The organism is Collinsella sp. 1033st1_E11_1033SCRN_220408 (genome assembly GCF_039062465.1).
Taxonomy (GTDB): Bacteria; Actinomycetota; Coriobacteriia; order Coriobacteriales; family Atopobiaceae; genus Parolsenella.
This window is the reverse complement of record NZ_JBCLNF010000001.1, coordinates 354,523-370,247: the sequence shown is the minus strand read 5'-3', so window position 1 is coordinate 370,247 and position 15,725 is coordinate 354,523. Positions and strand designations below refer to the sequence as shown.

Below are 15,725 nucleotides of genomic sequence, written 5' to 3'. Positions count from 1 at the left end.
GCGAATCAAACAAAAGGCCGTCGGCGAGAAATCTGTTACTTCTTGCGGGCAAGCTCGCCAATGTTTGCGACACCAGAGAAGACTGCAACGAGCTCACCGAGAAGACGGAGACGGTTCTCGCGAAGGGCCTGATCCTCGTCCATGACCATGACGTCAGCAAAGAAGGCGTCAAGCGGCTCGCGGACAGCAGCCAGAGCGGAAATGGCGGAAGCATACTCCTTTGCCTCGAGAGCGGAGGAAACGCCCTCGCGAGCAACAGTGAGAGCCTTGGCCAGGTTAAGCTCAGACTCGCCCATAAGAGACTCATCGGCATCGCCGACAATGCTCGCGTCAGCGAGATGGGCGGCACGAGCAAATGCGATGGCGAGATTCTCGAAGGTCTCCGGATCGTTTGCTCGGGCGTCCTCGAGGGCATGCGCGAGGGCAAAGAAGTCATCAGGGGCAGTCACGGAACCGGCGGAAACAGCGGCAACGGTATCAGCGGAGACGCCGTCGTCTCGGACCATCTGCTGCATACGGCCAAGAATGAAGGCGTTGACGTCCGCGGCGACCTTCTCCGCGTCAAACTCGATGCCTTGGTCAGAGAGGGCTTCGAGCGCCGCTGCGACGAGCGGCTCGTAAGAGACGTGCAGACGGTCGCGCAGAATCGTAACGACGCCAATGGCGGCACGGCGAAGGGCGTACGGATCCTTCGAACCAGTGGGCGGCTCGCCAATGGCGAACATGCCGGCGATGGTGTCGAGCTTATCGGCAACGGCCACGACGCAGCCACAGGTGCCCTCGGGGAGGTCATCGCCCGCAAAGCGCGGACGATAGTGGTCGCGAATGCCCTCGGCGACATCCTCGCCCTCGCCGGCAGCGAGAGCGTAGTAGCCGCCCATGACACCCTGCTGACTCGTGAACTCAACGACCGCAGAGCTAACGAGGTCAGCCTTGCAGAGGTGCGCGGCACGAGCGGAGGCCGCCGCCATCTTGGCCCCGATGCGCGCTTCGTGGGTCAGTGCGAGGGCGATGCTCTCGATACGCTCGGACTTGGCGAGCACGCTGCCAAGATCCTTCTGGAAGGCGACCTTAGCAAGGCGCTCACGGAACTGGTCGAGGGAGATCTTGAGATCCTCCTCGTAGAAGAACTTGGCATCGTCGAGACGCGGACGCACGACTCGCTCGTTACCAGAGATAACCGTCTCGGAAACGGCAGGATCGGCGTTCGAGACGATGACAAACTCGCGGGTCAGGTTACCCTCGGCGTCGAAGATCGGGAAGTAGCGCTGGTTGGAAAGCATGGACTCGCAGATGATCTCGTGCGGGACCTTGAGGAACTCCTCGTCGAACTTACCTACGAGGACCGTCGGCCATTCGCAGAGATTGACGACCTCGTCGAAGGTCTTCTTGGGAGTTTCAACCCTGCAGCCAGGACGAGCCGCCTCGATTGCGGAAATGCCCTCGCGGATGACCGCCTCGCGCCTCTCCGCACCAAGAACGTGAGCAGCCTCGAGAACGCCCTCGTATGCGGAAGGCTCGCTCACGACGTGCTCGCCAGGAGAAAGGACGCGATGTCCGCGCGTGGTATTGCCGCTCGTGACGTCTGCGTACTTGACAGGAACGACTTCCTCGCCGAGAAGCGCGCAGATCCAGCGGATCGGGCGCACGAAAGACTCGTGCTCGGAGCCCCAACGCTGAGAACGATAATTGGGCCACTCAATCTGAGCGATCACGTCGTGACCGAGGGCAGAGAGGATGGGCATAGCGGGGGCAGACGGAACGTTCTTCTCGGCGAAGACGTACTCGTTGCCGTCCTCGGCAACGGCGCGCGTAAGCTCCGAAGCGTCGATGCCGCACTTGCGAGCAAAGCCCTGGGCCGCCTTGGTGGGGTTACCGTCGCCGTCGAAGGCGATCTGCGTCTTGGGACCACGGAGGCTCTCGTGAACGGCCTCGGTCTCTGTGGCGACATCGGAGACGATGGCGGCAAGACGACGCGGGCTCGAAATTACGCGAATATCACCATGAGCAAGGCCAGCGGCGGCAAGACCGGCGGCAAGAAGCTTGGGAAGCTGCTTAGAGGCGTTGATGAGAGGGGCCGAAGGCATCTCCTCAGTGCCAATCTCAAACAGGAAGTCCTTGGTAGATGCCATTTAAGCCACCTGGCCCTTCGTGGAGTAAGAGTCCTTCTTGCCCGCGACCTCGGCGAGATAGCTCTCGCAGCAGGCCTTGGCAACAGCACGAACCCTCAGGATGTAGTTAGCACGCTCGGTCGCGGAGATGGCCCCACGGGCATCGAGAATGTTAAAGGCATGGCTGCACTTCATGACGCAGTCATACGCAGGAAGCGGGAGCTTGCGCTCGAGGCAGGAGTGGCACTCCTGCTCATACTCATCAAACTTGCGACGCATCATGTCAACGTCAGCAACCTCGAAGTTGTACGTCGAGAACTCGACCTCGTTCTCATGGAAGACGTCACCGTAGGTCATGGGCGTACCGTCAGGCAGGTAGCTCCAGACGAGGTCATAAACTGAATCGACACCCTGGGCATACATGGCGATGCGCTCGAGGCCATAGGTGATCTCGACGGGCACGGGATCGACCTCGATTCCGCCAACCTGCTGGAAGTACGTGTACTGCGTGACCTCCATGCCATCCATCCAGACCTCCCAGCCGAGGCCCCAGGCGCCCAGGGTCGGGCTCTCCCAGTCATCCTCGACGAAGCGGACATCGTGCTCGGCGGGGTCAAGGCCGATCGCCTTAAGCGAGCCTAGGTAAAGATCCTGGGAATCAACAGGGCAGGGCTTCAGGATGACCTGGAACTGATAATAGTGCTGCATACGATTGGGGTTCTCGCCGTAACGGCCGTCTGCCGGGCGACGGCACGGCTGCGGATAGCAGGTGCGCCAGGCATTGGGGCCAAGACTACGAAGAGTTGTGGCAGTGTGGAACGTACCAGCACCGACCTCCGAGTCATACGGCTGCATGACGGTGCAACCCTTATCAGCCCAATAGTGCTCGAGGGCAAGAATCATGTCTTGGAACGTGAGGGCGTTGTCTTTCATGCCTCTCCTACCTTCCTTGATAAACGGGGCTTTCGCCCGATACGTGCCACAACTGCTAGATGGTACCAACATGCTCCGGAGGCCAAAAGACGAAGACGGCCTTTGACGTAACGTTGGAAACAGGAATCGCTCCAAAGTAACGCGAATCCTGCGAGTTGGTTCGATTATCGCCCATGACCCAAATATGACCCGCGGGCACCATATAGGGATACGTGATGGCGCTCGAAAGCGATGAAGAAAATCCAGGCAAAGGGTAGCTAGTCTTTCCGTCCGTATAATCCTCAGAGAGCTCGGTGCCATCAACGTAGACCTTCCCGTCTACGAGGTTGACGGTCTGCCCCTCCGTAGCGATAACGCGCTTGATGAGCGTGAGAGAAGGGTCATCAGGGTCCTTAAAAGTGACGATATCGCCAGCCTGAGGCGAAGAGCTGCGATAGGTGAGCTTCTCCCCCACCAGACGATCTCCGACCATGAGGGTGTCGGTCATGGAGGCGGAGGGAATGATGAAGGGCTCCGCCACGTACGCTCGAACCAGCAGGGCGACAACGAGAGCAAGGCCGGCAAAGGCCACGAGCTCGATGAAGTCCCTAGCTGCGTTGCTATTTCCGTGAGCTGCGCGTGGCATCTACTCGGCTTCCCCTTCTGGCTCGACTTGCAACATAATCCCACGCGCGAACTCACGCTCGTCATCAGTGATATTGGCCGTTTCGAGAAGATCGGGCCTCAACCTCGCCGTACGCTCGATTGCGTTCCTGCGCCTCCAAGCATTCACGCGTGCGTGGTCACCGGAGAGAAGCACTTCGGGCACAGCCATACCATCATAGTCCGCGGGACGGGTGTATTGAGCATACTCGAGAAGGCCGTCATCCGAGAAGGACTCGTCTTGCGGGCTCATCTCGTCACCGAGTGCTCCGGGAAGAAGGCGCACAATCGCGTCCGTTACGACCATGGCGGGAAGCTCGCCGCCAGTCAAAACGTAATCACCGAGGGAAAGGGTCTCGTCGGCAAGCGAATACACGCGCTCATCCATGCCCTCATAACGCCCACACACGAAGAGGAGGCGTTCCTCACGGGAGAGACGCTCGGCCTCACGCTGTGTGAATGGCGTGCCGACAGGCGTGAAGAAGATGACTCGCGCAGGACGATCGTCAGCAGCCTTAATGGCGTTAACAGCCTCGAAAATCGGCGCGGGCTTCATGAGCATGCCCTGGCCACCGCCAAATGGCGCGTCATCGACCGTACGATGGCGATCGTGTGTCCAGTCGCGAAGATCATGGGCTCGGAACTCGAAAATGCCCTTCTTTTGGGCCCGTCCCATGATCGAGGCGCCAAGGTAAGCGTCAAAGACGCCCGGAAATACGGAGAGGGTTTCGATTAGCACGCTAATTCCTCCCCTCGCCCGTATCCCAGGGCGCGAGACCGGCGGGGATAGAAACGCCAATGGGCGAAACTCCCGGCTCGAAATCAACAATCATCTCTTCCACAACGGGAATGAGAGTTTCCCCGCGCTCGCCATCGACGACCCATACGTCATTCGCAGGGCCGGACATCACCTCAGTGATGCGCCCGAGCTCGCCGAGACGTTCGTCAACAACGAGACGCCCCATGAGCTGATAAGGATCATGAGCGGCAAAGTCCGCGGGAAGGTCAGCCTCGGAGGCAAGAATCCACTTGCCAGCGAGCTCACGGGCGGCTCCTAGATCGTTGATACCCGACAAAGAGACAAGCTGACCCGTGGGCGAGGTCTCCACGTCGCTCACAACATGCCATCTCGAACCCTTAAGGGCCGGAGGCACGATAGCGACGCGGAGTCCCTCGTCCAAAACAGGAGGAAGGCCGCTCGCGGGAACCGCAACGACCTCCCCCTTTGTCCCGTGCGCTTTTGCAACACGGGCTATGAGCCTATATCCGGCTGCCACGATCTAGCCAAGAACCTCGACGTCGACAGACGTGCCAACACGCTGTCCAAGGGCACGAGCAATGGTTCGAATGGCCTTGATCTGACGACCGTGCCGGCCAATGACCTTGCCGGCATCATCTGCTGCGCACTCGATTTCAATGAGCGTGCCGTCCTCGCGGTCGGTCACGTCAAGAGAAACCGCGTCCTCGTCATCGACGAGACCGCAAACGATGAGCTCGACAAGATCGGCGATGCGGTCGCTCGGCAGCTCCTCAGAGGCCGCCTGGGCCTCCTCGAACGGCTGAGTCTCGGCATCCATGGCTACTCGGCGTTCTCGGCCTCAGCGGCAGCAGCAGCCTCAGCGGCGGCCTCGGCGGCAGCGGCATCCTTGGCGATCTGCTTCTTGGACTTCTTGACCTTCTTCTCAGGGGCAACGTCGCCGGCGCGAACGATGTCGATGAGGTGGGCGACGGCGCTGGAGGGCTGGGCACCCTTGGCAACCCACTCGTCGATCTTCTCAAGATCGAGGGTGATGGTCTTCGGGGTGGTCAGCGGGTTGAAGCGGCCGACCTCCTCGATGTGACGACCGTCACGCGGCATGCGGCTATCGGCGACGACGACACGGTAGTACGGGCGCTTCTTGGCACCGAAACGGGCCAGGCGGATCTTGACTGCCAAAGGTAACTCCTCCTTACGTGCGACGCGAGCAGAGTTGGCGTGGCGTCGCAAAACCAAACAAGCGGTTTCTGATAATACGACAAAGTGCAGGAAGTTTGTAGTGGAATCATGGGTTTTAGGCAACCGGGCGTCGTCTGGCCCCCATCGAAGGCAATACGTGAGGATTGCGTGACGCTCGCCAGGCTTTCAGGAAGCTTCAGGCTCGCTTCAGCCTCATTCATAGAATGAGTCTAATCGCGAAAGGGGTCAGAATGAACATCCTTGTTGTGGAAGACGAGAGAAACCTCGCAGATGCCATCTGCCATATTCTTGAAGGCGACGGCTATCACACAGACGCTGCCTATGACGGCAGGAGTGGCCTGACTTACGCTCGAAGCGGCAAGTATGACGCCGCAATTCTAGACGTTATGCTTCCTGGGCTCGATGGATTCGGAATCGTCAAGGAACTCCGCAGCGAAGGCAATTCCCTGCCCATCATGATGCTGACAGCGAGGACCTCGACCACCGATAAGGTCGACGGCCTCAATCTTGGTGCCGATGACTATATGACGAAGCCGTTCGAAACTGCGGAGCTACTCGCACGCACGCGCGCCCTGACCCGTCGCCAGGGCGAAGTGATTATCAACGAGCTCACATTCGCCGACCTCAAACTAGACCTCAACACGCACGAGCTGTCTTCAAACGAACGCCACGTTCACCTTTCTCAAAAGGAATTCGAGGTAATGCGCCTGCTCATGAGCACGCCTGGCAGAATCGTGTCAAAGCAGGATCTCCTCACGCGCGTATGGGGAACCGACGGGGAAACGAGCGAGAACTCCGTCGAGGCTTACGTGAGCTTCCTGAGGAAGAAGATCTCCCATGTAAAAAGCCCGGTTCAGATCACAACGCTCCGCATGCTTGGCTATAGACTTGAGGTCACGGAAGCCTAAGACGGGGATAGCCTCGGCTGATGTTCGGTCGTGCATAATCGCGCTTCTTGCCAAGCGCAGGCAACTGCGCGGACGCCCCAACGGGAGAAATCGATAGGATAGCCCATGCCCATGCTAAAGCGGCTTCGCATACGTCTCGTCGCTATCATTGTTGGCCTTGTGGGGGCGGTATTCCTATGCATGGTAACCCTCACGTATATGAGCTCGGAAGCCTCCCTGAATACGCTCGTGGACCATTCACTCGCGGATGTCCTGCAAGAGCGCACCGGTTTTGATGCCGGCGCGGGGTCCGATGAGCCGTTGGGCATGGACCGACTTCCCGTCATCTGGGTTGACATAGCATCGGGCGGCTTAGTCCTGGGAACGAATCAAGAGCAGGTGTCGATTGACGCAGACCTACTCAGAGAAACCGTCGCCAACGCTTTGGAATCTGGCCAAACATCCGGCAAGGACAAAACCAACCACATAAGTTGGCGGATGAACTCCTCAAAATTCGGATGGAGAATCGCCATCGCAGACACCTCGAGCGTAGACGCGGAGATTTCGAGCCAGCTCGTAAGGTCGCTCGAGCTTGGAGCCGGCGGCATCGTCGCAATCGTTCTCATAGCTTTACTCCTATCCCATTGGGCACTTAAGCCCGTAGAGCACGCCTGGGAACAGCAGAGACAATTCGTCGCGGACGCATCCCACGAGCTAAAGACACCACTTTCGGTCATCCTGGCGAACACCCAAATCCTCATGAATGACGAGTCGAAAATCCCAGAAGAGTCTCGACGCTGGATACGGGGGACATCAGACGAGGCAGAGCGTATGCGTGGCCTCGTGGAAGAGCTTCTCGAGCTCGCAAGAACCGAAGGCGGTGCCAGCAGTGCGAGGGCGAACGCTCCCGTCGACCTAAGTTCGCTTGTCGAGGGAGATGCATTGCAATTCGATGCCGTCGCCTACGAACGCGGCTGCGAAATCGAAACGAATGTCGTCGACGGTATTTCGGTCCTGGGAGACCAAGATCAACTCGACCGCCTGTTAAAGACGCTCATCGACAACGCTTGCAAATATGCGGCGCGCGGCACTCAGGTCAAAGTAACGCTTGAAAAGAACGGCTCGCATGCCCTCTTTGTCGCGACGAACCAAGGCGAGTCCATTCCCGAAGAAGACCTGCCCCGTGTATTCGACCGCTTCTGGCGATCAGACAAGGCTCGCGCGAGGTCAACGGGAGGGTATGGCCTTGGCCTGGCAATCGCGAAGGGCATTGCGGAGTCACATGGTGGCAAAATATGGGCGACGAGCGACGACGTGCAAGGCACGAGCTTCTATGTGAAGCTGCCGATTAACGAAAGAGCCTGATATGGAGCCTGCCGCAAAAGCCCTCTCAGTCCCCTGGAACGGCCCCGCGATTGGTCTCCTCGACCTTGACGCCTTCTTTGCGAGCGTGGAACAGCTTGACCATCCCGAATGGCGGGGCAAGCCCGTCATTGTAGGCGGCGATGCCGATCGCCGTGGAGTGGTTTCAACGGCCTCATACGAAGCCAGACAATATGGCGTGCATTCTGCCATGCCCGCGGCGACAGCCCGGCGCCTCTGCCCAAACGCCATTTGGACGCACGGATGTTTCTCGCGATATCGCGAGGTCAGCAATCTCGTCATGGATATCCTCGTGGACGAGACCCCGTTGGTGGAGCAAGTCTCGATCGACGAGGCGTTCTTCGACATAACACCTGGACGCTATTCCAGGGAAAGCCCCATCGATATCTGTAGACGCATTCAGAAGCGCGTAGCCTCCCTTGGAGTCACGTGCTCCATAGGCATAGGTGTTTGCAAGACCGTGGCAAAGATCGCCTCGGAAATGGAGAAGCCCCGTGGGCTCACCGTCGTGCTTCCAGGTACGGAGGCGGGATTCCTCGCTCCCCTACCCGTGCGTTCGATGAGCGGCATTGGGCCATCAGGCGAGGCGAAGCTCATCCGCATGGGAATTAAGACACTCGGCCAGCTCGCCGTCGCAGACCCCTCTCTACTCGAACGGGAGCTCGGATCTCTGGGAGTAACGCTCCGCGAGCGTGCCGCGGGAGCTGAACGCTCCCGCGTTGGCGAACGCGCCGTTGAAGAAGATCCGAAGTCCATTTCAAACGAAAGGACCTTCGCAACAGACCTGACGAGAGAGGACGAGATCCTACCCTCACTCGATGCGCTTTGCGCAATGGTGGCGAGGCGGCTGAGAAGAAAGGGCCTCGCGGGCTCAACACTCACAGTCAGGATTAAGAATACAGCTCTAAGCACACGCTCCGCCCAGTCGAGGCTGCCAGAACCGACGGATGACGAAAGCGCGATGTCGCCCGTCGCTCGGGAGCTGGTGAGACAGCTCTGGAGCGAGGGTGACCCCGTTCGCCTCCTAGGTGTGGGCATCTCAAACTTCGCAGAACAGGGCCCCCGACAGCTTGACCTGTTCGAGGACCCCGAAGTTGAACGCCGCAAGTCTGCGATGCGGAAGCTTCACGTGGCAACAGACGCTCTCAAAGAACGATTTGGCGACGATGCGGTGGCCTTTGGAAGAGAAATGAAACTCAAAGGAGCCACAACGAACACGCAGCCCCAGCACAAAGAGGATGACTAGTCCTCCAAGGCGAGGTCGAAGCGCGGCGCGTCTCCCCAAAGGTGCTCGATGCGGTAATAGTCCCTTGCCTCGGGAGAGAAGACGTGCACGATGACCGCGCCGTAGTCCATGAGAATCCAGCGGCCATCAGCCCTTCCCTCGATTGAAACGGGGCTAAGACCAAAGGCAGCGCGAACGCGCTCCTCGACCTCGTCAACCACGGAGTCCGCAAGACGGGCGTTTGCGCCGGTGCAGATGACGACGGCATCGCACGCGTCAGAGATACCGACAAGACCGATGGCGACGATGTCATCGGCCTTCTTCGCGTCGGCGGCAGAAACTGCGACAGTAACGAGGTCGCGTGAATTGAAGTCAGTCGACATGAATCTCCTTTAGTTGGCCGCGCGCGAAAGCACGAGGTCGTTATAGATGTTGAGAGTTCCAGGATAGAGGTAGCGCCTCGTGTCTATGACGTAGGAGACTCCGTCTGCGAAGCTCTCCCAGAAAAGATCAGGAAGGGATGTCGAACCCGCATGAGTTCGCTGCGAGACTATCGCCGGAGCGTTCTTGCGGAACGGCTCTATGCCGTCGGCAACGAAAATGACCATGTCAAGGGGGCTCATATGCGAGTCACCAAGCGTATGGCGCTCGATTGCCTGCAAAACCTCACTCGTGAGCTCGGGAAAAATGCCAGGAAGCTCTCGAGCGGCGACCATTCCGTGCAGAACCGGCTCAACGAGAGAACAGTCAACGCCCAGATCGATACCGAGGGCAGAAGCCCTACCCAAGAGCTCATCCTTCGGAAGTCCCTTAGACCAGTCGTGGAGAATGCCGGCCACTCTGGCCGGATACGGGTCGATGCCATAGGCGAGAGCGAGTCGCTCGGCAACAAGGCCCACCGAAAGAGAATGCGAGAAGCGCTTAGGCTTCCTTTCGAGTTGCTTCGCAAGCGCCGCCTCATAGCTGTCGATAGCGGCGACCTCGGCATCGCTGTACGCCGGAAGTTTCTTTGGAAGCCAGGAGACGTCTAGACCTTTCCATAGCTTGCAGTCGTTCTTTTTGCTCATGCGCCCTCCGTGCTCATACCGCCCATGAGACCCAGGGCATCGGGTGCCACATATGGTGTTCGCGCCGCATCATACAAGTGGCGCTTCTCGATATAGCCGACGACGGAATCACTCGTCAGGTAGCGAAGTGACTGGCCCGCCGCAACTCGAGCGCGTAGATCGCTCGAAGAAATCGCAAGCGCTGGAACCTCAAGATAGTGCACCAGGAAACGAATCCCGGATTCCGCGAGGCTCGCCCTCACGTGCTCAAGATCATAACCAGGGCGAGTAGCACCAACCAAATGCGCAAGGGACGCGATACGATCGGCATCGTGCCAGCTCAGAATGTCGCTGATAGCATCCGCGCCCGTGATGAAATAGATCTCCACGTTATTGGGATAGTGACTCCTCAATAGCTCGAGTGTGTCTACGGTGTAGGTAATGCCGGGCCTATCAACCTCAAGTCTGCTCACGAGAAAGCGAGGATTATCTGCGGTTGCCAGCAGCGTCATGGCGTGACGATCCTCCGCGCTCGAGACATGCCTGTCTTGCTTAAAAGCAGGACTTCCGGCCGGCACGAACACGACAAGGTCGAGGTTGAGGTCATGGGCCGCCTGCTCGGCGGCAACAAGGTGCCCATTGTGAATGGGATCGAACGTGCCGCCCATAACTCCAAGGCGATACGTGCGCGAGGGGTCCCTCCCCAGCGCAGGAAGATCCGAGACGAGCTTGGCGGCAACATCACCAGGAAGAGCTTCCTTGCCCGCAGACATTAGGCACGCACCTGGCCATCACCGCGAAGGAGGCACTTGGTAGTCGTGAGAGCAAACGCTCCCATGGGGCCACGAGCGTGCAATTTTTGAGTCGAAATGCCAATCTCAGCGCCCAGGCCAAACATGCCACCGTCAGTGAAGCGCGTGCTGGCATTTACATAGACCGCAGCAGCATCAACGCGCGCGAGGAATGCCTCCGCCGCAGTAACGTCACGAGCGACGATGCACTCAGAGTGCTGAGTACCAAATCGATTGATGTGCTCGATTGCTGCGTCGAGACCAGAGACGACGTGAACGGCAAGATCGAGCGAATCGTATTCACGCGCCCAATCATCCTCTGTGGCCGCAACGTACTCAGAGCTTTCATTGAGGCCACTCTCGGCGCATGCGGCCAGGGCGGTCTCGTCCCCATGAACCATGACGCCCCAAGTGCGACAAGCGCTCACGAGACGAGGCAGAAATTCGCCCGAAACGTCCTCGTCAACAAGCACCGTCTCAATCGCATTGCAGACACCCGGCCTCTGGGTCTTTGCGTTTTCGATAATGGAAATCGCCATGTCAAGATCGGCGGAAGTGTGGACATAGACGTGGCAATTGCCCTCGCCCGTCTGGATCACCGGGACGGTCGCCTGCTCAACGCAAGTGCGAATGAGCGAGTGACCGCCGCGCGGAATAAGGACGTCAATGAGCCCGTTGGCATGCATAAGCTCACGCGTCTCGGCTCGATCCGAAGAGTCGATGATGCACGCGCAGTCTCGAGGGAGTCCGGCAGATGCAATTCCATCACGGCAGGCCTGGGCAATAGCCTCGCAGGAATCATGAGCCGCGGTTCCGCCACGAAGGACCACGGCATTGCCAGAACGCAGTGCAAGACAGATGGCGTCGGCAGTAACGTTGGGCCTAGCCTCGTACACCATAGCGACGACGCCGAGGGGCACTCGAACCTGAGTGAGGCGAATGCCGGAGGCAAGCGTCCTGCCGCCGACGACCTCGCCGATAGGGTCAGCTTGGGAGGCAACCTCTCGCATGCCGGCAACGATGCCGTCGATGCGAGCATCATCAAGCATCAGGCGGTCAAGCAGAGGGCCTGGCATGCCGGCCTTGCCACCGCGTTCCATATCGCGGCCGTTGGCCTCAAGAATGACGGACCTAGACTCGCTCACGGCATTTGCCGCCGCAAGAATCGCCTTGCTGCGCAGTGAGGCGCTTGCCTGGGCAAGCACGACGGAAGCGCCATGTGCGGCGCGGGCCTTATCGATTGCCTCGGACATATCGTTCCCTCCAGTCGTACGCGCGCGAAATCGAAATTAGAAGACGAGGAGCTCGTCCCTGTGGATGACGGGGCAGTCGTCACGGTCGGGCCAAAAGCGCTTAATGACCTCAAGCCTGAGGCCGTGTATACGCCAAATGTCATCCGAGGAGTAACGCGTGATCCCACGAGCGATGAGCTGACCTTTAGAATCGAGCACGTTGACGGTATCTCCCGCATCAAAGGTTCCATCGACCCCGGTAACACCCACGGGAAGAAGCGAGGCGCCATCCCTCTCGAGCGCATACACGGCGCCATCGTCCACCGTGATCGAGCCGCGAGAAAGGCCCGCAAGGCCAATCCAGAGCTTACGTGCCTGCTCGTGGCCCATGCTGGCCGGACCCTCGAACCGAGTGTGGCGACCAGTCCCGGCGACGGCGGAAAGAAGCGCGCCCTCTTCCCTGCCCTTGCAGATAACCATGGGGATGCCGGCGGCTATCATCGCGCGGCCAGCTCGAACCTTGGTGGCCATGCCGCCGGTCCCGTAGCTTGAGCCAGCGCCGCCCGCCATCGCAACGATCTTCGAGCTGACACGCTCAACGCGATCGATGAGCTTGGCGTCAGGATGCGTGTCGGGGTTAGCGGTGTACAGGCCATCGATGTCCGACAGGATGACGTAAAGGTCCGCGTCGATAAGCGACGCAACGATGGCGCCGAGCATGTCGTTGTCGCCAAAGGAGAACTCGCGAACGCTGACGGTGTCATTCTCGTTCACGATGGGAATGACACCCAGGTCGAGGAGGCGCTCGAAGGTGTTCCTCGCATTGAGATACCCCGTCCTATCCACCACGTCACCGCGGGTGAGAAGGACCTGCGCACACTTGATTCCATCCTCGGCGAGGACCTCGGCATAGCGCTCGATGAGTTTCGTCTGGCCCGCCGCAGCACAGGCCTGGAGAGTTGGGATATCTCCAGGACGCTCGGTAAAGCCAAGGAGGGAGCGCCCGACGGCGGCGGCGCCGCTCGAGACGAGAACGACTTGGTTCCCCGCCCTGCGAAGCTCCCCCATCTGAGAGCAGAGGGAACGCACGAAGGCGAGATCAAGCTCGTTATCCGAGCCCATAAGGGTCGACGAGCCAACCTTAAATACGATCAGGGACAAGGACTACTCCTCCTCAGCCGCATCGGAAGAGGGCGCATCAACAAACGAAGCCTCATCGGAATCGTCCTCAACAGACGTAGCGCCATCGAACGATGCGTCAGCGTCAAGCTCGCCGAGGCCTTCGCAGCCAGCAGAAAGCTCGCCAAGGCCTTCGCAGCCAGCAGAAAGCTCGCCGACCGTCAGCACGTCATCGTCCCAGTCGCCGTCGAACACAAGCTGGGGTTCATCCTCGCGGAGCTCAGCATACGCATCAACGTCATCCTGCGAGTAATCAAGGTCATAGCCCAGGATTCGAACGGTATCGCCAGACTTAACGCCCGCCTTCGCAAGCATGTCATCAAGGCCCATGCGATCGAAGCGATGCTGGAGGTAGGCAATGGCCTCCTCGTTGTCCCAGTCGGTCTTGATGACCATGCGCTCGACGGCGGTGCCGCGAACTCGCCAGACGCCACCACCAAGGTTCTCCACCTTGATGGCATTCTCACGGCGAGTCCTCTTCTCGCTGAAGACCTCATCACGGACCGGACCCTGCTCGACCTCGCGGTCGGCACGAAGACCAGAAACGAGGTCAGCGACGGTGCTTTCAAGCGCATCGATGCCCGCGCCCGTCACAGCGGAGACGGCAAAGAAGGGGTGACCGTCCGCCGCGACGCGACCGCGAAGCGCAGCGAGGGCCTCACTCGTTCCGGGCATATCGCACTTGTTAGCGACGACGACCTGGGGCCGCTCGGCAAGCTCGGGTGCATAGGCTGCGAGCTCGCGATTAATGATCTCATAGTCCTCGACGGCGTCACGGCCCTCATAGCCGCCCGTAAGGTCGACGACATGCATAATCAATGCAGTGCGCTCGATGTGCCTGAGGAATTCGTGTCCGAGGCCCTTGCCCTCGCTGGCGCCCTCGATAAGGCCAGGAACGTCTGCGACGACAAAGGAACCGGCCTCGCCGGCCTTAACGACACCAAGGTTGGGGATAAGCGTCGTGAAGGGATAGTCCGCCACCTTGGGACGAGCCGCGCTCATACGAGCAATGAGGGAGGACTTGCCCACGCTAGGCATACCAACAAGCGCGGCGTCAGCCATGAGCTTCATCTCAAGCTCAATCCAGTGCTCAAAGGCGGGCTCGCCCTTCTCGGCGAATGCGGGAGCCCTGCGCACGGACGTCACAAAGTGGATGTTGCCCTTACCGCCAGTGCCACCAGGACCGACTACAGTGCGCTCGCCGGGGCGAGTGAGGTCCGCAATCTCATACAGGGGCTCCATGGTCTCAGGATCAAGCTCGCGCACAACGGTGCCACAGGGAACCTTGAGAATCAGGTCCTCACCATCCTTGCCGTGACGCCTGGCTCCCTGGCCATGGGTGCCGCGCTCCGCACGGAAATGGTGCTTGAAGCGATAGTCAATAAGAGAGGAAAGCTGAGGATCGCACTCGAGAATGACATCCCCGCCGCGACCGCCGTCTCCCCCATCAGGACCGCCCTTGGGAACGAACGCCTCACGACGGAATGACATGCAGCCGGCTCCGCCGTCGCCACCCTTTACGTTAATGCGTGAAATGTCGGTGAACTGGGACATGCGATCCCTTCCAAACTGGAATTGAAGCTTACGAAAAAGGACCCCCGGCGATAGAGGCCGAGGGTCCTTTGCTGCCCAAATTGGGTCGAGGAAGCCCTTAAGCCTCCTGAGCCGGACGCACGTGCACGCGGTGCTTGGCGCCCTTCACAAACTCGACGGTGCCGTCGGTGAGGGCGAACAGGGTGTCGTCCTTGCCGCGACCGACATTCTCGCCCGGCGTGATGTGCGTGCCGCGCTGACGAACGATAATCTGACCGGTCTTGATGGACTGGCCACCGAAGACCTTGGTGCCAAGGCGCTGAGCCGCAGAATCGCGACCGTTACGGGAGCTAGCCTGACCCTTCTTGTGTGCCATTGATGGTACCTGCCTATCTAGTCGAAACTAAGGGAACGCGCGTTACTCGGCAGCGTCCTCGGTCGTGGCGGCCTTCTTGGCCGTCGAGGTGATGCGGGGCATGCTGCAGACCTCAAGACGAGTGAGGTTCTGACGGTGGCCCTTCTTGACAGAGTGGCGCTTGCGCTTCTGGAACTTGAAGACGAGCTGCTTGGCGCCCTTGTGCTGGTCGACAACCTTGCAGGTAACCTTCTTCTTGGCAAGCTTGGCGGAGTCGACGAGGACCGTCTTACCGTCATTGAGCATCAGAACGTCGAGCTTGACCTCGTCGCCAGGCTGCGCATCAAGCTTCTCGACGTCGAAGACGTCGCCCTTGGCAACCTTATACTGCTTGCCACCAGTCGTGATGATTGCGTACATGTGAGAGCCCTTCATTGCTGTGGTGAGTGCA

Annotated in this window: 18 protein-coding genes; 3 read left to right on the top strand and 15 right to left on the bottom strand. The window is 59.5% G+C overall.

All coding sequences use genetic code 11. The annotated features are described in order from the left end of the window. Nucleotides 1-35: 35 nt before the first annotated feature. From glyS to rpsP, 7 genes are read right to left on the bottom strand one after another with little or no spacing between them, the layout of a single operon-like run. Nucleotides 36-2,132, bottom strand: a complete 2,097-nt coding sequence (glyS, locus tag ABCN07_RS01560) for a glycine--tRNA ligase subunit beta (RefSeq protein WP_343005092.1) — start codon at nt 2,130-2,132, stop codon at nt 36-38. Further along, the gene (locus ABCN07_RS01555) at nt 2,133-3,044 is read right to left on the bottom strand and encodes a glycine--tRNA ligase subunit alpha (protein ID WP_320678951.1); all 912 of its coding nucleotides are present in this window, start codon (nt 3,042-3,044) and stop codon (nt 2,133-2,135) included. 55 nt (nt 3,045-3,099) lie between these two features. Then, the gene (gene lepB, locus ABCN07_RS01550; protein ID WP_343005091.1) at nt 3,100-3,669 is read right to left on the bottom strand and encodes a signal peptidase I; all 570 of its coding nucleotides are present in this window, start codon (nt 3,667-3,669) and stop codon (nt 3,100-3,102) included. Next, on the bottom strand, nt 3,670-4,425 hold the full coding sequence (trmD, locus tag ABCN07_RS01545) for a tRNA (guanosine(37)-N1)-methyltransferase TrmD (protein WP_343005090.1): 756 nt from the start codon (nt 4,423-4,425) through the stop codon (nt 3,670-3,672). A 1-nt stretch (nt 4,426) separates the two neighbouring features. Then, nucleotides 4,427-4,963: a 16S rRNA processing protein RimM gene (locus ABCN07_RS01540; RefSeq protein ID WP_343005089.1), complete on the bottom strand. Its 537-nt coding sequence runs from the start codon at nt 4,961-4,963 to the stop codon at nt 4,427-4,429. A gap of 3 nt (nt 4,964-4,966) precedes the next feature. Next, entirely contained in the window at nt 4,967-5,263 is a 297-nt protein-coding gene (locus ABCN07_RS01535) for a KH domain-containing protein (protein ID WP_293814575.1), read from the bottom strand. 2 nt (nt 5,264-5,265) lie between these two features. Next, entirely contained in the window at nt 5,266-5,622 is a 357-nt protein-coding gene (gene rpsP / locus ABCN07_RS01530) for a 30S ribosomal protein S16 (RefSeq protein ID WP_293814574.1), read from the bottom strand. A gap of 251 nt (nt 5,623-5,873) precedes the next feature. Between rpsP and ABCN07_RS01525 the strand changes: the two genes are divergently transcribed. From ABCN07_RS01525 to dinB, 3 genes are all read left to right on the top strand, one after another. Then, the gene (locus ABCN07_RS01525; RefSeq protein WP_343005088.1) at nt 5,874-6,551 is read left to right on the top strand and encodes a response regulator transcription factor; all 678 of its coding nucleotides are present in this window, start codon (nt 5,874-5,876) and stop codon (nt 6,549-6,551) included. A gap of 105 nt (nt 6,552-6,656) precedes the next feature. Continuing rightward, the gene (locus ABCN07_RS01520; RefSeq protein WP_343005087.1) at nt 6,657-7,895 is read left to right on the top strand and encodes a HAMP domain-containing sensor histidine kinase; all 1,239 of its coding nucleotides are present in this window, start codon (nt 6,657-6,659) and stop codon (nt 7,893-7,895) included. A gap of 1 nt (nt 7,896) precedes the next feature. Beyond that, on the top strand, nt 7,897-9,159 hold the full coding sequence (gene dinB, locus ABCN07_RS01515; protein WP_343005086.1) for a DNA polymerase IV: 1,263 nt from the start codon (nt 7,897-7,899) through the stop codon (nt 9,157-9,159). Here the strand turns inward: dinB and rsfS are convergent. From rsfS to rplU, 8 genes are all read right to left on the bottom strand, one after another. Next, complete coding sequence (gene rsfS, locus ABCN07_RS01510; RefSeq protein ID WP_343005085.1) at nt 9,156-9,521, bottom strand: ribosome silencing factor; 366 nt, start codon at nt 9,519-9,521, stop codon at nt 9,156-9,158. The two genes, dinB and rsfS, sit on opposite strands and share 4 nt — an antisense overlap. Nucleotides 9,522-9,530: 9 nt before the next feature. Further along, entirely contained in the window at nt 9,531-10,205 is a 675-nt protein-coding gene (gene yqeK / locus ABCN07_RS01505; RefSeq protein ID WP_343005084.1) for a bis(5'-nucleosyl)-tetraphosphatase (symmetrical) YqeK, read from the bottom strand. Next, nucleotides 10,202-10,957, bottom strand: coding sequence for a nicotinate-nucleotide adenylyltransferase (nadD, locus tag ABCN07_RS01500; RefSeq protein ID WP_343005083.1), 756 nt, complete (start codon nt 10,955-10,957; stop codon nt 10,202-10,204). Before nadD ends, yqeK begins: the two co-directional genes overlap by 4 nt. Further along, a complete protein-coding gene (locus ABCN07_RS01495) occupies nt 10,957-12,228 on the bottom strand; it encodes a glutamate-5-semialdehyde dehydrogenase (RefSeq protein ID WP_343005082.1) in 1,272 nt (423 codons plus the stop codon). The genes nadD and ABCN07_RS01495 overlap by 1 nt, the downstream gene beginning before the upstream one ends. A 36-nt stretch (nt 12,229-12,264) precedes the next feature. After that, nucleotides 12,265-13,368 carry a glutamate 5-kinase gene (proB, locus tag ABCN07_RS01490; protein WP_343005081.1) on the bottom strand — a complete coding sequence of 368 codons (1,104 nt, stop codon included), beginning with the start codon at nt 13,366-13,368 and terminating at the stop codon, nt 12,265-12,267. Nucleotides 13,369-13,371: 3 nt separating this feature from the next. After that, on the bottom strand, nt 13,372-14,940 hold the full coding sequence (obgE, locus tag ABCN07_RS01485) for a GTPase ObgE (protein WP_343005080.1): 1,569 nt from the start codon (nt 14,938-14,940) through the stop codon (nt 13,372-13,374). 97 nt (nt 14,941-15,037) lie between these two features. Next, a complete protein-coding gene (gene rpmA, locus ABCN07_RS01480; protein ID WP_293814564.1) occupies nt 15,038-15,295 on the bottom strand; it encodes a 50S ribosomal protein L27 in 258 nt (85 codons plus the stop codon). A gap of 42 nt (nt 15,296-15,337) precedes the next feature. After that, nucleotides 15,338-15,694: a 50S ribosomal protein L21 gene (gene rplU / locus ABCN07_RS01475; RefSeq protein WP_293814563.1), complete on the bottom strand. Its 357-nt coding sequence runs from the start codon at nt 15,692-15,694 to the stop codon at nt 15,338-15,340. Nucleotides 15,695-15,725 lie beyond the last annotated feature (31 nt).